Below are 20,169 nucleotides of genomic sequence, written 5' to 3'. Positions count from 1 at the left end.
TCCGGTCAGCGGACCTCGACGATCATGTCAACCTCGACCGGAGAGTCCAGCGGCAGGGAGGCGACTCCGACTGCGGCCCGGGCGTGCACCCCGGCCGCCCCGAAGACCTCGCCCAGCAGCTCGCTGGCCCCGTTGATCACACCGGGGTGCCCGGTGAACTCGGGTGAGCTGGCCACGAAGCCGCCCACCTTCACGATCCGCACCACGTCGGACAGGTCACCGACCTCGGCCCGCACCGCCGCGATGGCGTTCAGCGCGCACACGGCGGCCAGTTCCTTGGCGGTCTCGGGGCTGACCCCGGCACCGACCTTCCCGGTCGCCGGAAGGGCGCCGTCCACGAACGGCAGCTGGCCGGAGACGTAGACGTGGGCACCGCTGCGAACGGTCGGCTGGTAGGCCGCGACCGGGGGAACCACCTCGGGCAGGGTGAGCCCCAGCTCCGCGATGCGCTCCTCGGGGGTCGCCATCTACTTGGCCCGCTTCATGTAGGCGACGTACTGCTGGTTACGCGGGTCCGTGCCCTCGGGCAGCGGCGCGGGCACGACGGAGACCAGCTCCCAGCCGTCCTCGCCCCAGTTGTCCAGGATCTGCTTGGTGGCGTGCGACAGCAGAGCCACGCTCTGGTACTCCCACTTGGTCATCGTCTACCCCTCTCGGTCACCGGCGGCCCCAGGGGCCGCCCCTCAACGCCGCTCACCTTACTCACCCGCGCCCACCCGGGAGGTCAGGCGGACCCGGTGACGCCCCCCTCAGGACGGGTCCGTCCGAGTGCCCGCCGGGTTCCAGGGGGAAGCCGACTCCGGTCAGGGCCTCCGAGACCGCCCACAGCCGACGCGCCACGGAGGCGTCCCGCGCTCTGCGCGCCCGTCCGACCAGCTTCGGAGCTCCCCGGAGCCCCATGAGTCGGCCCGGACCGGCGTAGCCGTTCCCAGGGATCTCGGCGACGGCCGCGTAGAGCGTGGGAAGGGCACCGTCGTCCTGACTCTGTGTGAGCGCGCCGATCAGGGCCTGCCCCAGCCGAAAGCCCGGGCCCGGGTCCTCGGACCTCATCAGGTTCGTGGCCGAGATCCCCGGGTGCGCGGCCGTCGCGATCACCGGTGAGCCGACCGCCTCCAGTCGGCGCTGGAGTTCGCTGGTGAAGAGCAGGTTGGCGAGCTTGGACTGCCCGTACGCGGCCATGCCCCGGTAGCGCTTGCGGTGCTGGTTGAGGTCGCCGAAATCGATCGAGCCGATCAGGTGGGCGAGCGAGGCCACCGTGACGACCCGCTGCCGGATCCGCGGGAGCAGCAGGTTCGTCAGCGCGAAGTGGCCGAGGTGGTTGGTCCCGAGCTGCGGTTCGAAGTCGTCGGCGGTGCGGATGGGGGGCGGGAGTGACACACCCGCGTTGTTGATCAGCAGGTCGACGGGGTCGGTGAGGTCCCGGGCGAACGCACGAACCGAGGAGAGGTCGGCGAGGTCGAGTCGTCGGACCTCGACCTCACCGGTCATCTCCGCGGCTGCGGAGCGCCCCTTCTCCTCGCTGCGCACCGCCAGCACCACCCGTGCGCCCCGTTCGGCGAACACCCGGGCGGTGACCCGGCCGATGCCGCTGTTCGCGCCGGTGACGACAACGGTGCGGCCCCGCATCGGGGGCACGCTCGAAGCCGAGAACGCTGCCCGCACACCGCCCGCGGGGGCGGCACCGTCCACCGGGCCGTGCGGGGGACGAGATTCATATGACTTTGTCATATGAATGATGATGGGCGATTCATGTGACACTGTCAAGTAGAATTCGGCCATGGTGACCAGAGCTGAGACGGCTGCGGCGACCCGTAGCGCCCTCCTTCGAGCCGCGTCCGAACTGCTGGACGAGGGCGGTGCGGCGATGGTCACCCTCCGCGGAGTCGGCGCGCGCGCCGGGGTCTCACGCGGTGCGCCGTACGGGCACTTCACGAACAAGGAGCAGCTGCTGGCCACGCTCGCGATCGCGGCGTGGGACTCCCTCGCCGCCGAGGTCGAGCAGCTGCGCACGGGCTCGGGAGACCCGGGCGCCAGGCTGGAGAGCGCGGTCATGGCGCTCATCGGACGCGCACGCGAGCGACCGCATCTGTACGCGCTCATGTTCGCGACGCCCGCCGAGGACCGCGAGGCCGCGGAGTCCGCCGGTCGTCTCCAGGACGGGTTCCTCGACCTGCTCGGTGATCTGGTCGGTACGACCGATGCCCCCCGATACGGCGCGCTGCTGATGTCCACCGCGCACGGCATCGCGGAACTCGAGCGCAGCGGTCACCTCGGGGTCGAGACGTGGCGGGTCGACAGTGAAGAACTCGTCCGTATGACGATCGAGGGGATCCGGCTCGGCGCGCGGAGCTGACCCGGGACCGCCCCGGGGGCAGCAAGGGCGCGGGACGCCTCCGCGCCCGACGACACCTCACCCGCGCCCACCCGGGAGGTCAGGCGGACCCGGGCGCACCCGCGTCCGACTCCCGAAGAGGCACGCACATAGACTCCGTGGGGTGAGCGATCGTGAACAGGGACCGCGCGGAGACGACCCGGGAGCGGCGTTCGCCGGTGCCCGACTGCACATCGTGACCGGCAAGGGCGGCACGGGCAAGACGACGGCCGCCACCGCGTTGGCCCTCTCCCTGGCCTCCCGGGGCGGCCGCGTGCTCCTGGTCGAGGTCGAGGGCCGCCAGGGGGTGGCCTCCCTGCTCGGGAGCCCCGCCCTGCCCTACGAGGAGCGCGAGATGATCTCCGCGCCGGGCGGCGGTTCCGTGCACGTGCTCGCGGCGGACCCCGAGGCGGCGCTGCTGGAGTACCTGGAGCTCTTCTACGGCATGCGCCGGGCCGGGCAGGCACTCACCAGACTGGGCGCCGTCGACTTCGCCACCACCATCGCCCCCGGGCTCCGCGACGTCCTCCTCACCGGCAAGGCCACCGAGGCGGTCCGGCGGCCCGCGGGCGCCCGGCGCCGGTCCTCCGACGCCCCCGCCAGGGCACCCTTCCACTACGAGGCCGTGGTCATGGACGCGCCGCCCACCGGGAGGATCGGGCGGTTCCTGAACGTCAACTCCGAGGTGGCCGGGCTCGCCCGGGTGGGTCCGGTCCGCGACCACGCCGACCGGGTCATGGAGGTGATCCGGTCCGACCGCACCCGCGTGCACCTCGTGACCCTCCTGGAGGAGATGCCCGCGCAGGAGACCCGGGACGGGATCGCGGAACTCCGTGAACTGGGGCTGCGCCCGGGCGCCGTCCTCGTGAACATGGTCGCCCCGCCGCTGCTGGATGCGGCCGACCTCGCCGCCGCCGTCGCGGGCGAGACGGACACCGCCGCGATCGCGTCGGGGCTCGGGGCCGCGAACCTGGACCCGGCCCTGCTGGAGGCGCCCGGGGCGCTGGCCGCCGACCTCGCGGGCGAGGTGCGCGCGCACGCGCTGCGCCAGCTCCTGGAGGAACGGGTCCGCGGCGAGCTGGAGGACCTGGGCCCGCCCCTGGTGGAGCTGCCCCGGGTGGAGGGCGGGGTGGACCGCGCGGCGCTGGGCGACCTGGCCCGGCGGCTGACCGATCAGGGGGTGGGACGTTGACCGAGGGCCCGAGAGCGGGAGGTCCGGGTGCGCGGGGCGCGCGTGAGGGCGCGCAGCTGGACGTGGACGCCCTCCTGGACGACCCCCGCAGGCGGATCATCGTGTGCTGCGGGTCGGGCGGGGTCGGCAAGACCACCACCGCCGCCTCGCTGGGGCTGCGCGCCGCCGAACGCGGACGGCGCACCGTGGTGATCACCGTGGACCCGGCCCGGCGTCTCGCACAGTCGATGGGCCTGGTGGAGCTGGACAACACCCCGCGCCCGGTGCCGCTCCCCGAGACGGCCAAGGGCAGCCTGCACGCGATGATGCTCGACATGAAGCGGACCTTCGACGAGGTCGTCAGGGAGCACGCCGACCCCGAACGGGCCCGCCAGATCCTGGCCAACCCCTTCTACCGGACCCTCTCCACGAGCTTCTCCGGCACGCAGGAGTACATGGCCATGGAGAAGCTGGGGCAGCTGCGCCAGTCCGGCGAGTGGGACCTGATCGTGGTGGACACCCCGCCCAGCCGCTCCGCGCTGGACTTCCTCGACGCTCCCAAGCGCCTCGGCCGGTTCCTGGACGGCAGGCTCATCCGCTTCCTCAGTCCCCCGGCCAACGGCGCGTTCCGGCTGCTGGGCGCCGGGGTCAACGTGGTGGGGGCGGTGGTGGGGAAGATCGTCGGCACCCAGTTCCTGGCCGACCTGCGGTCGTTCGTCTCGGCCTTCGACACGGTGTTCGGCGGGTTCCAGAAGCGCGCCGAGCGCACGTACCGCCTGCTCCGGACACCGGGGACGGCGTTCGTCGTGGTGGCGGTCCCGGACACGGACGCGCTGCGCGAGGCCTCGTACTTCATGGACCGCCTGGCGACGGAGTCCATGCCGCTGGCGGGACTGGTGGTCAACCGGACGCACCCGCTGCCGCCCGGCCCGGGCTCCCGGCTGGGCGCCGAGGAGGCGCTGAAGGCCGCCGTGTCCCTGACGGAGGCCGGAACCCACCCGATCGCCGCGGCGGCGCTGCGGTTGCACGCGGAGCGGGTCCGGACGCACGAGCGCGAGGAGCGGCTGCGGTCCCGGATGCTGGCGGCGCACCGGGGGGCGCGGGTGGTCGAGGTCCCGGCGCGGCCCGAGGACGTGCACGACCTCGCCGGGCTGCGGGAGATCGGCGTCGCGCTCGCCAGGGGCGCGCCGGGGTCGGCGGACACCGATGAGCCCGGTACCGATGAGACCGGTCCGGGGGAGGCCGGTCCGGGGGAAGCCGGTCCGGGGGCCGCCTGAGGCCGCGCCGGACGGAGGGGTCAGGCGGGCGAGTCCCGCAGGGTGCGCGCGATGCGGGAGAGATCGTCCGCACCCTCCCGGCGCGCCTCCTCCAGCACGGGTGCCCAGTCGGTGACCTCGGGGTGCTTGCGCAGCAGGGAACGGCGTTCCCGCTCGGTCATGCCGCCCCACACACCGAACTCGACCCGGTGGTCGAGGGCGTCAGCGAGGCACTCGACACGCACGGGACAGCCGTGGCAGAAGAGCTTGGCGCGGTTCTGCGCGGCGCCCTGGACAAAAAGGGCGTCGGGGTCGATCTGACGGCACAGGGCCTCGGTCGTCCACTGATTGGTCCACATGTGGCCCACTTCCCAGACGTGTGCTAGCGCTCGCGGTCAAAGGTGGTTGGTGTGCTCTGGTTGAGTGGAGGTGAACACGGTGGCCTCCCGCTACCGCGTGGGGCGCGACGTGCACGTACCGTCACGGCGCCCCCGTATCTCGAAAGTACGGTTCGGATCGCCGCGCCAACAGAACCCACTCGACCCACTTTCCGTCTCACGGATATGGCCCGAGCGGGCCATTGCGCGACCGGCCGACCACCCTCCCCGACCGGGGCAGGGGCGCGTGTCGGCCGAACCGCTCCCGGAGCTCCCCGCGTTAACCGTGGAAGGATGGTCCGGGGGTACGGCTCGTGCGTAGTCATGGGCGATTCGGCGTGAGAACGCACCGTCCGTTACCGATCGCACCGCTTCTGAGCGTTCGTGGTCACTTAGTCTGATGGGGTGGGTCAGGGGACATTGCTTCAAAGAATCAGCCAACTGGTCGTCGTCGGTGTGATCGCCGGCCTCCTCGTCGCCGCACTCGCCCTTCCGGCGGTCGGCGGCATGGGGATCACCGCCCGCAACATCGCCAGCGGCTTCCTGGACATGCCCAGCCAACTTGAGACACCTCCGCCACCTCAGCGGTCGACCATCTACGACAGCGAGGGCGGCGTCATCGCCGAGATCTTCGACCAGAACCGCGAGCTCGTCGACATCGACGACGTCTCGCCGGTCATGGTCGACGCGATCCTGGCCATAGAGGACTCCCGCTTCTACGACCACGGCGGTCTGGACGTCTCCGGCACCCTGCGTGCCGCGCTCCGGACCGTGGGAGGCAACACCGAGGGTGCCTCCTCCATCACCCAGCAGTACGTGAAGAACGTGCAGATCGAGGCCGCCACCTCCCAGGAGGAGCTGGAGGAGGCCCGCGAGGAGACCATCGCCCGCAAGATCCGGGAGCTGCGCTACGCCGTCGCCCTGGAACAGCGGATGTCCAAGGACGAGATCCTCGAGGGCTACCTCAACATCGCCTACTTCAGTGACGGCGCCTACGGCGTCGAGTCCGCCGCACAGCACTTCTTCCAGGTGCCCGCGAGCGAGCTGGAGCTGCACCAGGCGGCGACCATCGCCGGTCTCGTGCGCTATCCGTACCTGTACAACCCGCGCTTCTTCCCCGAGCAGACCACCGAGCGGCGCAACGTCGTCCTGGACCGCATGGTCGCCACCGGGGCCATCACCGAGGCGGAGGCCGAGGAGGCCAAGGCCGAGGACATGGAGCTGGAGCTGGACACCCCGCCCAACGGGTGCGTCCCCAGCGACGAGCCCTTCTTCTGTGACTACGTCGTGCAGGAGATCGAGCAGGACGAGCGGTTCGGCCCCAACGAGACCGAGCGGGCGCGCTGGCTGCGCACCGCTGGCCTGGAGATCCACACGACCCTGGACCCGCAGACGCAGGAGGCGGGGCAGAAGGCCGTGGACAAGTGGGTGCCGCGCAAGAACGACTCCCGCAAGGTCGCCGCGCAGGCGGTCGTGGAGCCGGGCACCGGCCACATCCTCGGCATGATGCAGAGCCGCAACTACGGTCCCGACGAGAGCAAGCTCGGCGAGACCTCGATCAACTTCACCACCGACTCGGACCGGGGCGGCAGCAGCGGCTTCCAGGCCGGGTCGACGTTCAAGGCGATCACCCTCGCCGCCGCGCTGGAACAGGGGCTGCCCTTCAGTACCTCGTTCAACTCACCGAGCTCCACCACGGTGAGCGGCCAGACCTCCTGCAACGGGGGGCGGCTGGAGTCGTGGTCGCTGAGCAACGCCGGTGACAGCAACGCGGGCAACCACAACATGATCTCCGGCACGAAGGCCTCGTCCAACACCTTCTTCGCGCAGCTCCAGGCCCGCGCGGGCCTGTGCAACACGATGAAGATGGCCGAGAAGATCGGGCTGAAGCGCGCCGACGGCACCCTGTTCACGGAGAACGACAACTCGCTCGCCAACAGCAGCTTCACGCTGGGCAGCGAGGAGGTCTCCCCGCTGCGGGTGTCCAACGCCTACGCGACCTTCGCCTCCGGTGGCATGTACTGCGAGCCGCAGGCCATCACCAGGATCGAGGACCGCCAGGCGGGCACCACGATCGAGATCGAGCCCGAGTGCGAGCGGGTGATGGACGAGGAGGTCGCGGACGGCACCAGCTACCTGCTGTCGCAGCCCTTCAACGGCGGCACCGCCGCCAGCCTGGGCATCGGTCGTCCGGCCGCAGGCAAGACGGGAACCACCGACGGCTCCGCTGCGGCCTGGTTCGCCGGGTTCACCCCGCAGATGGCCAGCAGCGTGTTCGTCGGCGACCCGCGCGGTCCCCAGCAGTACCCGCTGCGCAACGTCAGGATCGGTGACCGGTACTTCGGCACCGTGTACGGGGCCACCATCCCCGGCCCGATCTGGCAGGAGACCATGCGCGGCGCCCACGAGGGCCTGGACACCGAGCAGCTGGCGTCCGCGCCCGGCAAGTTCGGCTCCACCTCGGAGCCCCGCGCTCCCCGGGATGACGACGACGGGGACGAGGAGGCCAGTCCGGCCAGCGACGACGGCGGCGTCCCGAACGTCGTCGGGATGGGCGAGTCGGAAGCGGTGGCCGCCCTGGAGTCCGCCGGTTACACGGTGAACGTGTCCGGCACGACGGTCCGCTCCGCCGAGAGCGAGGGTTCGGTGGCCGCGGTCAACCCGAACCCGGGCACCCGTCTCCCCGAGGGCGCGACGGTCAACGTGTTCCTGAGCAGCGGCGGCGGCCGGGCCAACGCGGAGGAGGACCGGGGCCGCAACGGCTGGTTCCCGGCGACTCCGGCGGCCCAGCCGGGCCGGGGCGACTGATCCCGTGACACCCGCGAGGGGGCGGTGGTGACATGGTCACCACCGCCCCCTCGTCGTTTCGCTAGGCGAGCTGGCGCTTGACCTCGGCGGCCACGCGGGCGCCGTCGGCACGCCCGGCGATCTGGGCGTTGACGACCTTCATGACCTTGCCCATCTCCTTCATCCCGGAGGCGCCGGTCTCGGTGACCGCGGCCGCGACCAGCTGGGAGAGCTCGTCGTCGGTGAGGGGCTTGGGCAGGTAGTCCGACAGGACCTCGCTCTCGGCCCGCTCGTTGGCGGCGGCCTCGGGGCGGTCGCCCTTGTCGAACGCCTCGGCGGCCTCGCGACGCTTCTTGGCCTCGCGGATGAGGAGCTTGGTGACCTCGTCGTCGTCGAGCACCCGCTGCGAGGAGCCCGCGGACTCCTCGGTGGCGATGGTGGTGAGCACCATGCGCAGGGTGGCGGTGCGGACCTTGTCCTTCGCCTTCATGGCGGTGGTCAGGTCGGACTTGAGACGGGCTTTGAGTTCGGACATGGCCCGATCCTATGGCCGCCCCGACCGGGCCCACCAACGGTTTGCGCGCGGGGCACCCCGGATCTGAGACGATCGGTACTCGACGAAGGAGGGCCGGATGGGCGCCGACAACAGACCACTGCTGCGCCGGATCGGGCGCGCGGCCGCGATCACCGGGGCGGTCGGTGTGGCCGGGCTGGGGTACGCCTCGGTCATCGAACGCAACTGGTTCCGGCTGCGCCGGTACGAGCTGCCGCTGCTGCCTCCCGGCAGCCCCCGACTGCGTGTGCTGCACCTGTCCGACGCGCACCTGACGCCCGGGCGGAAGATGCTCATCGACTGGATCCGCGGGCTGGAGGCCTACGAGCCCGACCTGGTGATCAACACCGGGGACTCGCTGGCCCACCCCGACGCGGTGGGGCCGTTCATCGACGCCCTGGGCCCGCTCCTGGACCGGCCGGGCGCGTTCGTGTACGGGTCCAACGACCTGTTCTCACCCCAGTTGAAGAACCCGGCGCGCTACCTGTGGCGGACCAGCAAGACGGACTACCGCAAGCGCCGGGTGCCGGACCTGCCCTGGCGTGAGCTGGGCGCGTCGATGTCGGCCTCGGGCTGGTTGGACCTGAACAACCACAAGGGCTCGCTGAAGGCCAACGGCCTCGACGTGGCCCTGGCGGGCGTGCACGACTCGCACATCAAACTGGACCGCTACGAGGACGTCGCCGGACCGGCCGACCCGCTGGCCGACGTCAGGCTGGGCGTGCTGCACTCGCCGGAGCCCGCCAACCTGGACCGCTTCGAGGCCGACGGGTACCAGCTGCTGCTCGCCGGCCACACACACGGCGGTCAGCTGTGCCTGCCCTTCTACGGGACGCTGGTCACCAACTGCGGGATCGACCGCCGCCGCGCCTGGGGTCTGAACGAGTACGGGGACGCGTGGCTGCACGTCTCCGGTGGTCTGGGCACGTCCCCGTACGCCCCGGTGCGGTTCTGCTGCCGCCCGGAGGCCTCGCTCCTGGACCTGGTCGCCCGACCCTGACCTGCGGGTTCGATGCGCCCGGAATTGACGTGCACAAGCACTCCCCGAGTCCGCTAGACTTGGGGACGTTGCTTCGGGGTGTAGCGCAGCTTGGCAGCGCGCTTCGTTCGGGACGAAGAGGTCGTGGGTTCAAATCCCGCCACCCCGACAGAGCGACCAGGGGATGTATCCCCAGGTCAGAGGCCCCGGCCTCGGTAGATATCCGCTACCGAGACCGGGGCCTTCTTCATGCCCGTGCGTCACACGTGCGTCACGATCTCAAAAACGTGCGTCGCTAGGCTCCTGGATCCTCCGCCCGCGCCTTCTTCCGACGCTCCCACGACGCACGCACCCCCTTGTGGGCCCCTGGCTTGAGCGCGGCGTAGAGCAGGGTGGTCGCGTAGTCCTCGTGACCCAGCAGATCCTGAATCTCCTTGAGGTCCACGTCGTCCTGAGCCAGCCGCGACGCTGCCGTGCTCCGCATGACCCGCGGCGGGAACCTGCGCACTCGGTGTGACGGGTCCTGACAGGCTCCCCGGCACTCCTCGGTGCACATCCGCGCATCCTCGACCGCCGGGTACCAGACCCGGTGCCGGAACGTGTCATCCAAGACCATCCCGCCCTCTGGCGCAGTGAACACCGCCGAGTCGACCGGGCGCCCCACCATGAGGGGCCGCATGAGGTCCAAGACGTCATCATCGACTGGGACGGTCCTGCTGGACTTCATCGACTTCGGATACTCACGGATCCCTTCCTCGGTCATCACGTGCGTGACGTGGATCAGCCCGCGGAGCCAGTCGACCCGGTGACCGTGCAGCCCGAACAGCTCACCGGGCCTGAGGCCGACCTGCATCCCGAGGCGCACCATGGGCTCATAGACATGGCCGTGTGGCCGGAGCGCGACCGACTCGTAGATCGCCTCCTCTTCCTCGGGCTCGTAGAAGAGCACCGCACGCGCCGCCCTCTTGGGGAGTTCCAGGTCCGTGAACGGGTTGCGAGCGACAACCGGCGGGTCCTGCTTCATCGCCGCCTTGTACAGCGCGGACATGTGGTGAACGATGTCCTGGATCGTCGCCGCGCTCAGCAGCGGGATGCTCTCATCGGCGGCGCCCTCGACCGGACGTCCCTTGTGGCGTCGGCGCCGTGTCTCCATGAGGTCGCGTACCCACTCTTGGGTCATCTTGCGCGTGACCGACCCCATCGGCCAGTCACCCCAGCGGGGCTCACAGTGCACTCGCCAGAGGCTGTTGTTCTTCTTCACGGTGGGGTCGTCGAGCACACGCCCCTTCATCCATTCGGCCCGCCACTCTCCGGCCGTTGTCTTGTCGTCCTCTGGCGACCGGACATCCCCGCGGTTGTAGCGGTCTTCTTCGGCGGTGGCCCAGGCCTTCACGGCGCTTTTCAGCTTGTCGGTGTGGCTATGGCGCCGACCGGATGGGTCTCGGACTGTGGCCTGCCACAGCCCGCTGGGCAACTTGCGGTAATAGGGCATGGGGGTGTCCATTCTGTTGGTTCCAGGGGGCGCCGACTTGTCCGGCGCCCCCACGCTTGGGGGGTGACTCTGCCGGTTCTGTCCTAGGCGGGCGGGTCGAGCAACCAGGCGTGCGGGTAGCGGGTGATCAGCCCCGGGTGGGCGTTCTCCGCGATGGAGACGGAGGCGCGGCTGACGGGCCACTCGGGGTCCCACCACATCGTGCGGGCCGCCTTGGCGGGGTCGTCGATCGGGTCGACGGACCCGAAGGAGGTGTAGATCCTTCTGCGAGCCCAGGGGATCAGATCGGTCTGGTACTTGCGCTCGACCTGGCCGTACTCGACTCCGTCTCGGATGATCAGGAGCAGCCCACCGCCGGGGAGCCTGCGCTCCAGGTACTCGATGGTGATGGGCATGGTGTCCACGGTGACGGACATGCGGAAGCGCGGGTCGAGGCGTAGTCGGCGGCCACGTCGGTGCGGCCGTTTCTGACGGGGGTCGTGCAGCATAGGTCCCCTCCCATGTTGCTGCTGGGGGTCCCGCGAGCGACGCGGGGGAGGCTCATCGTAGGACGAAAGCATGTCCGAATCTAGGCATTTGACCTGCCAACTTCACGCCGTGATAAGCCTCGGGACAATGCGTAACCGGTTTACCGCAGGGGTGTCCTCATCTGGCCAAAACGGACTGGTTTACCCGTCAGCCGAGTCCCGCTCCCGCCGGTACAGCTCCGCGTCCATCGCCGTCTCCAGGGCCTGCTCCGCCCTCCGCATGACCGCCTCGATCGCTTCGCGCTCCTGCTCGGGGGTCAGGCCAGCGTCCTCAGCGCGCTTCGAGAGGTTCCGGACGATCCGGTAGACCTCTCCGGAGTAGGGGCTCACCATCGTCTCGGACGCCTGCTCGTCCGAGGGTCCGGCGATGCCGAGGTCGGCAGAGATGCCGGGGTACCCGGCCGAGGAGCACAGGGTGGCCACGGTGTCGCGCAGGTCGGGGCGACTAGCGAGGAGGCCGCTCGCTAGGCGCTTGAGGGCGTCGTAGCCGGGTCGGTGCGCGCCGGAGGACCAGCGGCTCACCTGGGGCCTGCTGATCCCAGCCAGGGTCGCGAGGTCGGCGCCGGTGAGTCCTGCGTCTTTGAGCACTTTGATGGCGCGCGCGAAAGTCTGCGCGTCCCATTCAGGCGGGGAAGTGGTGTGCATGCACCGCACACTAGCGGACGTCTGAGGCATGCCTAAGCCCACAGGAGAAGGCATTCCCTTGTGGTTACAGGGTTCTTACCCTGTGCGCACCCCGCACATGTTTATGGAGTGACCGAGGTTACTCTGGGATTTTACTGTTGCGTGCACGCACACACATGAGTATCGTGCGGTGCATGCACAGCACACTTCGGCCGGATTCGGCCATCGGGGTTGCGGTGCGCCGCACGGAGTGGCAGCGGCGCATGCGCGCTCACGGACTCACCACCGCGACCGCCCAAGGGGCCGCCCTCGGTGTCTCGCACACGACCGCGCACCGGGTCGCCCACGGGGAGGTCGCGCCGTCCACGAACATCATCGGCCGCGCGCTGCTCCTTCTGAACTGCCGGTTCGAGGAGCTGTTCGAGATCACCGAGACCCACCCCACCGAGGAGGCGGCATGACGCTCCTGTCCATCCCGGACGCCGCCAGACGCCTCGGATGCAGCAAGACGCACGTGTACGACCTCATCGCTGACGGCCTCATCCCCGTCGTCGACATCTCGCGCCCCGGGGCGAAACGCCCGAAGAGCCGCGTGTCCGACGCCGCGATCGAGGCCTACGTGAAGCGGCACACCCGAACCGCCGCCTGACCCTTCCCCCACCCACGAGAAAGCCCCCGCACCGGTCGTGACCCGGTCGGAGGCGTGACGAGAAACAGAGGTTCTCGTATGGCCCAGCGTATCGCCCCCACCCCGGCCACCGCCGCCGCGAACATCCCCGCCCGCGACACCACCCAGCTCCGCGCCGCCTACGAGGCCGCACTCGCCACCGTCCGCGCCCTCGCCCCCCTGGTCGGTGACCAGACCCCCAACGGCGACGGCACCGCCCAGGGCAACCTCCTCAACACCCTCATCCACCTCCGAGCAGAGGGTGGCCCGTCCACCTCGTGGACCGTCCCCGACGAGCGCGCCGCGAGCTACGCGTTCGCCGGGGCGGTGCACCTGGACGGTCAGCTCCTCATGGGCGGCGACGACGAGCGCCGTCGGGGCCTGTCGGTGTGGCAACGCATTCTCGGCGCGGGCGCTGTCGCCGCCGACCGGACCGGGTCCCGACTCCACCTGCGCATCACCGGGTCCTACCGAGGGGTCACCGTTGGCGTCAGCACCATCGTCGACGCCGAGGACGCCCCCGAGGCGGTGGCCGCATGATCCCCGTCATCCTCGGCGCCATCGCGGCGCTGCTCATCCTCGCCTCGGTCGCGCTGTTCGTCCTGTGGGTCGTGCTCGGCGCCGAACGGGATGCCGAGGAGCTGTTCACCGAGATCGAGTCTCACCCGGACACGCAGAGGAGGGACCTGGCCGCTGAACGCGACCTGGTCGACCAGCTGACGGCTGGGGCCGACGACATCATCGCCGCCAAGGGCACTCACCACCGCGCCGACACCTATTGACCACCCCGGTCGCCCCGCCCGTCCTGCGGGGCGGCCACCCCACACCAAGGAAGGAGCCGACGTTGAGCGGTTCACGATCCATCGGAACCCGCGCCGAGACCGGCGTGGTCCGATACCTGCGAGAGCACGGCTGGCCCTACGCCGAACGCCGGGCGTTGGCCGGGGCCCAGGACCTCGGAGACATCACCGGGACCCCCGGCCTGTGCTGGGAGATCAAGGGCGGCAAGGTCGCGGAGTCAGCTCACGACGCCGACGTCACGCGGTGGCTGGCGGAGACCGAGCAGGAGACCGTCAACTCCGGTGCGGACCTCGGGATCCTCGTCACGAAGCGGCGCGGGTACTCGGCCGTCGGAGTCGGGTCGTGGTGGGCGCACCTGGACCTGGTCACCTGGTCGGGGCTCACCCAGGGGCGTCTGCCCATCCCGGTGCCCGTGGTCGGTGACCCGGTGCGGATGCACCTGTCCACCCTCGTGCCGCTGCTGCACCTGGCCGGGTACGGCACCCCGTCCGAGCAGACTCCGGAGGTCGCTTGATGTCCCGGATCGACGTGGCCGAGCTGGCGCCGCTGCCCGAGGCCGACATGGTGCGCGACCTCGACCCTGGCCACCTCCAGGGGGAACTCACCTACTTCGTCGAGGACGCCATCCACAACCACCCCCGCAGTCTCCAGCGGGCTCTGGGGCCGTCCGAGATCGGTGTCGAGTGCGCGCGCCGGATCGGGTACCGGCTCGCCGGAGTGGCCGAGGTTCACCAGGGCGACGGGTGGCTGGCGACGATCGGCACGGCCACCCACGCGTGGCTCGAAGGGGTGTTCCTCGGTGCCAACCAGCGTCTCGGCCACCCGCGGTTCCTGATGGAGCAGCGGGTGACCGTCGGCACCCTCGCCGGGGAACCGGTCGTTGGGTCCACCGACCTCTACGACCGGGTCACCGCCACGGTCATCGACTTCAAGGTCATGGGCAAGACCAGCCTCGACAAGCTCCGGCGGTCCGGGCCCGGCGCCCAGTACCGGTCACAGGGGCACCTGTACGGGCGCGGCTGGGCCTCGGCCGGGCACCCCGTCGACCGGGTCGCCATCTGGGGCCTTCCGAGGAACAGCCCGCTCAAGGACGCCCACCTGTGGGCCGAGGACTACGACGAGCAGGTCGCCGTCGCCGCCCTGGACCGCGTCGAGGGCATCGCGTCCCTCACCTCGGCCATGGGCACCGGGGCCCTGGCCCTCCTGCCCACCGCCGATTCCTTCTGCTCCTACTGCCCGTTCCGCCGCGCTGGGTCCACCGACCTGGCCACCGGATGCCCCGGACACCCCGGAACCCGGATCAACCCCGGCCGCCCCACAGCGGCCGAGTCCCTCATCGCCTGACACACCACACACAGAAAGCACAGGTCACACACCATGTACAACAACTCTGCGAACGACATGTTGATGAGCGGCGGGACCCCCTCCGCGAAGTTCGAGACCCCCGGCACGGTGGTCTCCGGCACCATCTCCGTTCCGCCGGAGGTCCAGCAGCAGCGCGACTACACCAGCGGTGAACTGCTCACCTGGGACGACGGGTCCCCCCGCCAGCAGATCCGCGTGGTCCTGGACACCGACCAGCGCGACCCCTCCGACCCCTACGACGACGGCGCCCGCGCCATCTACGTCAAGTCCGGGCTCATGAAGGCCGTCCGCACCGCCATCCGCACCGCCGGAGCGAAGGGCCTGGAGGTCGGCGGGAAGCTCACCGTCACCTACACCGGCAACGGCGAGGCCAGCAAGCGCGGCATGCACCCGCCGAAGCTCTACTCAGCCGTGTACGAGTCGCCCTCCTCCCCGGCCATGGTCGACGCGAACGCGCTCCTGGCCGGGTCCGCTCCGGTTCAGCAGCAGGCGACCGCTCCGGCCGCTCCGGCTCCCACCCCTGCCCCGGCTGCTCCGGCCCCGGCCGTCCCCGGTGTGTCCGCCGAACAGGCCGCCGCCATCGCCGCACTGTCCCCCGAGCAGCGCCGCGCCCTCGGCCTGTAACCCACCAGCCCGACCGGACCCAGCCGGGGCCCCATGTGCAGCCCGTGGGGCGGGCACCAGCCACCGAACACGCACACGAACACGGGGGAGACATCAGTGAGTGGTCCCTACGCCCAGACCTGGGAGACGTACCAGGACCTGGGCTGGCAGGGTGTCCTACCCCTCCCAGAGCGCAAGAAGTCGCACCCGCCCCGCGGGTTCACCGGCGCCGAAGGGGCATGGCCCACCTACGCCGACTGCTGGTCGTGGGCCGACGATCCCCGCCACGAGTCCGGCAACGTCGCGTTGCGCCTGCCCGACGGCATCATCGGCATCGACGTCGACAACTACGACGGCAAGCCCGGTGCGAACACCCTGGCCGCCGGAGAACAGCAGTGGGGGACCCTGCCCACCACGTGGCGGACCACGTCCCGGGACGACGGTGTCAGCGGCATCCGCCTCTACCAGGCGCCCACCGGGCTCGCCTGGCCCGGCGAAGTCGGACCCGGCATCGAGATCATCCAGCACCGGCACCGGTACGCCGTCGCCCCGCCATCCCTGCACCCCGAAGGCCGCACCTACCGGTGGATCACCCCCCACGGCGCCGTCTCCACCGTCCCTCCCGCCCCCGCGGCCCTCCCCCACCTCCCTCAAGAGTGGGTTGACGGGCTCACCTCCGGGGCCGCCTACACCGCGTCCCCGCGCGCCGACCTCGACGACCAGGCCGTCGCCGCCTGGCTGACCTCCCAGCCGCGCGCCGCCGAGACGCCGTGCGAACGGATGAGCCACCAGCTCGACGCCGCCCTGTTCACCCTCACCGACGGCTCCGCGCACAACAACGCCAACCTCGCCGCCATGCGGTTGATCCGCTTGTCCGACGAGGGGCACGCCGGAGTCGCCCAGGCCCTCGACCACCTCCGCAGGGGGTTCCTCACCGAGGCCACCCGCACCGGCCGCGCCGGGCAAGCACGCACCGAAGGGGAAGCCGCCGCCGAGTGGGCGCGCAACATCCGCGGTGCCGTGCAGCTCGTCGCCGGGCGCCCCTCGGCCGCCGACACGTGCGACTGCGGGTCGGGGCTGGCCGACCTCATCGCGCCCAGTGCGTCACCAGCGCAGACGGACATGGCCGACCAGCTCACCCCCACTCAGATCGCGAACGCCGAGGAGGCCCGCAGGCTCGCCCACGAGCGCCTGATCGCTGAGGAGATCACCAAGCTGGAGGTGCGGGAGGAAGCGAAGCGGCGCCTGCGGGCGAAGCAGCGGCCCACCGAAGCCCCCGTGATCTCCTTCCTCGACGAGTTCCTGTCCATCGAGGACCCGCCCCAGCGGTACCGGCTCGAAGGCCTGTGGCCGCTCGGAGGAAGGGTGATGTTGGCCGCCCAGTTCAAGGCGGGCAAGACCACCCTCGTCGGCAACCTCGTGCGCAGCCTGGTCGACGGGGACCCGTTCCTCGACCAGTTCACCGTCGAGCCCCTGGCCGACGACCGCCGCGTCGTCGTCATCGACGACGAGCTCGACCAACGCATGATCCGGGCATGGCTCCGAGACCAGGGCATCAATCGGACCGACCGCGCCGCCGTGCTCCCCCTGCGCGGCAACCTCGCCAGCTTCGACATCCTCGACCCCACCGTCCGCTCCCAGTGGGCGACCGCACTCCGCGAAGCCGGGGCCGAAGTCGTCGTCCTCGACTGCCTCGCCCCGCTCCTGGACGCCCTCGGCCTGTCCGAGGACAAGGAAGCCGGGCAGCTCCTCGTCGCCTTCGACGAACTCCTCGGTGAGGCCGGGGTGTCCGAGGCCGTCGTCGTGCACCACATGGGCCACAGCGGGGAGCGCACCCGAGGGGCCTCCCGCCTGAGGGACTGGCCGGACGTCGAATGGCGGTTGGTCCGGGAAAAGGGCGAGGACGGGGAAAACGACCCTGCGGCCCCACGGTTCTTCTCCGCCTACGGGCGCGACGTCGACATTTCCGAGTCCGCTCTCCAATTCGACCCCACCACCCGGCGCCTGTCCATTTCTGGAGGGTCCCGGAAGGACGTCAAGGCCACGGAGGCGCTGGAGACCGTCATCGAGTACCTGGCGGTCACCCCGAAGGCTTCAGGGCGTCAGGTCGAGGAGGCACTCGCCCAGGAACTCACTCAGAAGACCGTCAGGGCGGCGTTGAAGAAGGGTCGAGCTGACGGGTCGATCGTGACCGAGCCGGGTCCGAAGCGGGCCGTCCTGCACTCCATGAGCCCCTCCTACACACCCCCCAGTGCGTCAGTGCGTCAGAGTGCGTCACCAGTGCGTCAACGCACTGTGAGTGAGTGCGTCAGTGCGTCTTATAGAGACGCACTGCACTCACACCCACACGACGACCACGAACCCGATGTGAGTCGAACGCACACCGACCCCCCGCAGGAGAAGCAGGCGTCGACCCGCCCGAACCTCGTCGTCATCGATGGCCGCATCATCGACTCCGCCGCCGGGGTCGTCCTCACCGCAGCGGGGGACGACCTGATCGACCCCACCACCGGCGAGGTACGCGGACACGTGACCGACCTCCCCGGGGGTGCGGCATGACCCACGTGCCCCAGTGGCTCCGAGACCGCCAAGCCGAATATGCCCTCGCCGCGCAAATGCGCATGTGCAAGAAATGCGCCGCACCGATTCTTGTCGGCCTCGACGACCACGTGGCCGGGATGAAAGTCGAAATCGACCCGACCCCGATCACCGAACTCGGGGAGGCGGTCGCGCTCCTGGCGGGGCGGGGCACCTACGAGCTTCACCGGCGGGCCGGACGGCAGGAGATCGCCCACCGCGCCGAGTGGAACATCCGCGCCGAGAGGTCCCGGCCTGTGTTCCCCGCGCACCGGTGCGGCCACCCCCTGGACGACCACATCGACACCCGCTGGGCGCAACCCCCCGAACCCGATCCCTACCCGACCCCCGACGGCTTCCCGTTCTGAAAGGCACCCCGAGATGGCCGACAACACCACCCCGACCTTCAAGCCAGGCGACCGCGTCCGCACCCTCCCCACCGACGACGAGATGCCCGCAGGGTCCCTCGGGACCGTGGCCGAGCACTACCCCAGGACGCCGGGATACCCGGAGGGGTACGGGATCCGCCTCGACGACGACCCGACCGGTCTGGTCTCCCACTACGACCCCCACGAGATCGCACCCGCCCCGGCCAACGAGTCGCTGCGCGAAACCGTCGCTGACGTCATCGACGCCCAGATCCCGAACGCCACCACCGCACCGGCGACCACCGCCTTCGTGATCCTCACCAACGTCATGACGGCCGTCGCCGCCGAGCTCGACGCCCGCTGGGAGCAGGGCCGCAAGCACGGCCTCCGGCAGGCGCACCGGCCCGGGACCGCCCGCGTCCGCCAGCTGGAGGCGGAGATCGAGTCCATGCTCACCGTGGAGGAGGGCAACAGCCGGGCGTGGGCGCTGAAGTGCCTCCGTGTTCGCGAGCTGGAGGCCGAGTTGGAGTGCAGCCTGATCCTGCACGACGACGACGACAACACCGGAACCTGCCTGGAGTGCCAGTCACCGCACCCATGCCGAACCAGGACGGGGCACCTCCGGGCGCTCGCCACGATCACGGACCCCACCCCCACCGAGGAGACCGACCGATGAGCAAGAACACCACGTACCGCACCTACCCCGTGGGCGACAGGGTTCAGACCCTCCCCGTGGACGGATGCACACGCGCAGGAACCCTAGGCACCATCACTGACCACCGCCCGCCCGGACGCCCGGAGGGGTACGGCGTCCAGCTCGACACCGACCCGACCGGTCTGATCTCCCACTACGAACCGCACGAGATCGCACCCGCCCCGCCGCCGTCCGTCGACCGCGATCGCATCCTCCAGATCGTGGCCGACTGGGCACACCGGTGCGCCGAGTACGGAGGCGAGGACTCCGGGGACCTCATCTGGGATCTGGGGATCGCGGACTACCACCTCCCCACCCCCACCGAGGAGACCGACCGTGGCTGACCACCTCACCCCCGCCCAGCGGGCCGCCATCGACGCCACCGTCGACCGGGTCCACCGAGAGCGCGCCGACGCCGGGATCATGGCCGCCCGCTACGACGCTGCGTGCGAACGCATCTCCGAGCAGCACGACGAGATCGTGAGTCTCCGCCGCCAGGTCGAGGCCCTGGAGGACCAGCTGGCCGACGCCCGCGAGGAAGGCCGCCGCGCCGGGATCACCGAGATCGCTGACCACTTCGCGAAGACCTACCCGAGGAGCGAACCGTGACCACCCTGTTCGCCCCGCCCGACCAGATCACCTGGTGGCACGCCCGCACCCTGGAGGCCGCCGAGGCCGGGCGCATCCGGTACAACGTCCGCGCGTTCCCGATCCACGCCGTCGACAACAACACCGTCCAGGCGCTCTGGCAGGGGCTCCTCGAAGACGGCCCCGACGGGCCCGTCATCACCGAACTCGGCCAGACCCTCCTCGACACCTACCGGGCCAACCAGCCGGACCCGGCGCCGCCGCCGGAAGCGCCGGCGCTTTCCGCGTTGGCGCCGACGCCGGAGTGTACGCCCAGCCGCCTCCCGAACGCCCAGACCGTTCTCTTCTGACCGCCCCGCCCGGGGCGCA

Annotated in this window: 26 protein-coding genes and 1 tRNA gene; 19 read left to right on the top strand and 8 right to left on the bottom strand. The window is 70.6% G+C overall.

Features of this window, described 5'->3' with window-relative positions:
* Positions 1-5: 5 nt before the first annotated feature.
* The 3 genes from AC0VYM_RS00875 to AC0VYM_RS00865 form a co-directional block, all read right to left on the bottom strand.
* Positions 6-467: a RidA family protein gene (locus tag AC0VYM_RS00875; protein ID WP_475457842.1), complete on the bottom strand. Its 462-nt coding sequence runs from the start codon at positions 465-467 to the stop codon at positions 6-8.
* Positions 468-641: a DUF4177 domain-containing protein gene (locus AC0VYM_RS00870; protein ID WP_017546677.1), complete on the bottom strand. Its 174-nt coding sequence runs from the start codon at positions 639-641 to the stop codon at positions 468-470.
* Between the two features lie 61 nt (positions 642-702).
* The gene (locus tag AC0VYM_RS00865) at positions 703-1,662 is read right to left on the bottom strand and encodes an oxidoreductase (RefSeq protein WP_475462899.1); all 960 of its coding nucleotides are present in this window, start codon (positions 1,660-1,662) and stop codon (positions 703-705) included.
* 115 nt (positions 1,663-1,777) lie between these two features.
* Between AC0VYM_RS00865 and AC0VYM_RS00860 the strand changes: the two genes are divergently transcribed.
* From AC0VYM_RS00860 to bagB, 3 genes are all read left to right on the top strand, one after another.
* Positions 1,778-2,353: a TetR/AcrR family transcriptional regulator gene (locus AC0VYM_RS00860; RefSeq protein ID WP_086002877.1), complete on the top strand. Its 576-nt coding sequence runs from the start codon at positions 1,778-1,780 to the stop codon at positions 2,351-2,353.
* A 142-nt stretch (positions 2,354-2,495) separates the two neighbouring features.
* On the top strand, positions 2,496-3,563 hold the full coding sequence (bagA, locus tag AC0VYM_RS00855; RefSeq protein WP_475457838.1) for an ATPase BagA: 1,068 nt from the start codon (positions 2,496-2,498) through the stop codon (positions 3,561-3,563).
* Positions 3,560-4,819, top strand: coding sequence for an ATPase BagB (gene bagB, locus AC0VYM_RS00850; RefSeq protein WP_475457836.1), 1,260 nt, complete (start codon positions 3,560-3,562; stop codon positions 4,817-4,819). Before bagA ends, bagB begins: the two co-directional genes overlap by 4 nt.
* A gap of 20 nt (positions 4,820-4,839) precedes the next feature.
* On the opposite strand, the gene AC0VYM_RS00845 is transcribed toward bagB, so the two are convergent.
* Positions 4,840-5,157: a WhiB family transcriptional regulator gene (locus AC0VYM_RS00845; protein WP_475457834.1), complete on the bottom strand. Its 318-nt coding sequence runs from the start codon at positions 5,155-5,157 to the stop codon at positions 4,840-4,842.
* Between the two features lie 438 nt (positions 5,158-5,595).
* Here AC0VYM_RS00845 and AC0VYM_RS00840 point away from each other — a divergent pair, with 438 nt between their 5' ends.
* On the top strand, positions 5,596-7,983 hold the full coding sequence (locus AC0VYM_RS00840) for a penicillin-binding protein (protein WP_475457831.1): 2,388 nt from the start codon (positions 5,596-5,598) through the stop codon (positions 7,981-7,983).
* Positions 7,984-8,044: 61 nt separating this feature from the next.
* On the opposite strand, the gene AC0VYM_RS00835 is transcribed toward AC0VYM_RS00840, so the two are convergent.
* A complete protein-coding gene (locus AC0VYM_RS00835) occupies positions 8,045-8,497 on the bottom strand; it encodes a GatB/YqeY domain-containing protein (protein ID WP_475457828.1) in 453 nt (150 codons plus the stop codon).
* Between the two features lie 97 nt (positions 8,498-8,594).
* Here AC0VYM_RS00835 and AC0VYM_RS00830 point away from each other — a divergent pair, with 97 nt between their 5' ends.
* Both AC0VYM_RS00830 and AC0VYM_RS00825 read left to right on the top strand, forming a co-directional pair.
* Entirely contained in the window at positions 8,595-9,515 is a 921-nt protein-coding gene (locus tag AC0VYM_RS00830) for a metallophosphoesterase (RefSeq protein ID WP_475457825.1), read from the top strand.
* 74 nt (positions 9,516-9,589) lie between these two features.
* Positions 9,590-9,663, top strand: a tRNA-Pro gene (locus AC0VYM_RS00825).
* A gap of 126 nt (positions 9,664-9,789) precedes the next feature.
* On the opposite strand, the gene AC0VYM_RS00820 is transcribed toward AC0VYM_RS00825, so the two are convergent.
* The 3 genes from AC0VYM_RS00820 to AC0VYM_RS00810 form a co-directional block, all read right to left on the bottom strand.
* The gene (locus AC0VYM_RS00820; protein WP_475457823.1) at positions 9,790-10,986 is read right to left on the bottom strand and encodes a tyrosine-type recombinase/integrase; all 1,197 of its coding nucleotides are present in this window, start codon (positions 10,984-10,986) and stop codon (positions 9,790-9,792) included.
* A gap of 83 nt (positions 10,987-11,069) precedes the next feature.
* The gene (locus AC0VYM_RS00815) at positions 11,070-11,474 is read right to left on the bottom strand and encodes a hypothetical protein (RefSeq protein WP_475457820.1); all 405 of its coding nucleotides are present in this window, start codon (positions 11,472-11,474) and stop codon (positions 11,070-11,072) included.
* A 180-nt stretch (positions 11,475-11,654) separates the two neighbouring features.
* Positions 11,655-12,158, bottom strand: a complete 504-nt coding sequence (locus tag AC0VYM_RS00810; protein WP_475457818.1) for a helix-turn-helix domain-containing protein — start codon at positions 12,156-12,158, stop codon at positions 11,655-11,657.
* Positions 12,159-12,331: 173 nt separating this feature from the next.
* On the opposite strand from AC0VYM_RS00810, the gene AC0VYM_RS00805 reads away from it, so the two are divergent.
* The 13 genes from AC0VYM_RS00805 to AC0VYM_RS00745 all read left to right on the top strand — a co-directional run bounded on the left by AC0VYM_RS00805 (position 12,332) and on the right by AC0VYM_RS00745 (position 20,150).
* The gene (locus AC0VYM_RS00805; RefSeq protein WP_475457817.1) at positions 12,332-12,598 is read left to right on the top strand and encodes a hypothetical protein; all 267 of its coding nucleotides are present in this window, start codon (positions 12,332-12,334) and stop codon (positions 12,596-12,598) included.
* Positions 12,595-12,786 carry a helix-turn-helix transcriptional regulator gene (locus AC0VYM_RS00800; RefSeq protein ID WP_475457814.1) on the top strand — a complete coding sequence of 64 codons (192 nt, stop codon included), beginning with the start codon at positions 12,595-12,597 and terminating at the stop codon, positions 12,784-12,786. The genes AC0VYM_RS00805 and AC0VYM_RS00800 overlap by 4 nt, the downstream gene beginning before the upstream one ends.
* A gap of 78 nt (positions 12,787-12,864) precedes the next feature.
* A complete protein-coding gene (locus AC0VYM_RS00795; RefSeq protein WP_475457811.1) occupies positions 12,865-13,344 on the top strand; it encodes a hypothetical protein in 480 nt (159 codons plus the stop codon).
* On the top strand, positions 13,341-13,586 hold the full coding sequence (locus AC0VYM_RS00790) for a hypothetical protein (protein ID WP_475457809.1): 246 nt from the start codon (positions 13,341-13,343) through the stop codon (positions 13,584-13,586). Before AC0VYM_RS00795 ends, AC0VYM_RS00790 begins: the two co-directional genes overlap by 4 nt.
* Positions 13,587-13,648: 62 nt before the next feature.
* Positions 13,649-14,119 carry a hypothetical protein gene (locus AC0VYM_RS00785; RefSeq protein WP_475457806.1) on the top strand — a complete coding sequence of 157 codons (471 nt, stop codon included), beginning with the start codon at positions 13,649-13,651 and terminating at the stop codon, positions 14,117-14,119.
* A complete protein-coding gene (locus tag AC0VYM_RS00780; protein WP_475457805.1) occupies positions 14,119-14,949 on the top strand; it encodes a hypothetical protein in 831 nt (276 codons plus the stop codon). The genes AC0VYM_RS00785 and AC0VYM_RS00780 overlap by 1 nt, the downstream gene beginning before the upstream one ends.
* A 33-nt stretch (positions 14,950-14,982) precedes the next feature.
* On the top strand, positions 14,983-15,594 hold the full coding sequence (locus AC0VYM_RS00775) for a hypothetical protein (protein WP_475457802.1): 612 nt from the start codon (positions 14,983-14,985) through the stop codon (positions 15,592-15,594).
* 96 nt (positions 15,595-15,690) lie between these two features.
* A complete protein-coding gene (locus AC0VYM_RS00770) occupies positions 15,691-18,132 on the top strand; it encodes an AAA family ATPase (protein ID WP_475457800.1) in 2,442 nt (813 codons plus the stop codon).
* Between the two features lie 119 nt (positions 18,133-18,251).
* Complete coding sequence (locus AC0VYM_RS00765) at positions 18,252-18,518, top strand: hypothetical protein (protein WP_475457798.1); 267 nt, start codon at positions 18,252-18,254, stop codon at positions 18,516-18,518.
* A gap of 13 nt (positions 18,519-18,531) precedes the next feature.
* A complete protein-coding gene (locus AC0VYM_RS00760; protein WP_475457796.1) occupies positions 18,532-19,194 on the top strand; it encodes a hypothetical protein in 663 nt (220 codons plus the stop codon).
* Positions 19,191-19,556, top strand: coding sequence for a hypothetical protein (locus AC0VYM_RS00755; protein ID WP_475457793.1), 366 nt, complete (start codon positions 19,191-19,193; stop codon positions 19,554-19,556). The genes AC0VYM_RS00760 and AC0VYM_RS00755 overlap by 4 nt, the downstream gene beginning before the upstream one ends.
* The gene (locus tag AC0VYM_RS00750; RefSeq protein WP_475457791.1) at positions 19,549-19,821 is read left to right on the top strand and encodes a hypothetical protein; all 273 of its coding nucleotides are present in this window, start codon (positions 19,549-19,551) and stop codon (positions 19,819-19,821) included. Before AC0VYM_RS00755 ends, AC0VYM_RS00750 begins: the two co-directional genes overlap by 8 nt.
* Positions 19,818-20,150, top strand: coding sequence for a hypothetical protein (locus tag AC0VYM_RS00745; RefSeq protein WP_475457789.1), 333 nt, complete (start codon positions 19,818-19,820; stop codon positions 20,148-20,150). The genes AC0VYM_RS00750 and AC0VYM_RS00745 overlap by 4 nt, the downstream gene beginning before the upstream one ends.
* The last annotated feature ends 19 nt before the right edge of the window (positions 20,151-20,169 follow it).

This window comes from Nocardiopsis sp. iso_237 (genome assembly GCF_056173345.1).
This window is presented reverse-complemented; position numbering and strand designations above follow the sequence as displayed.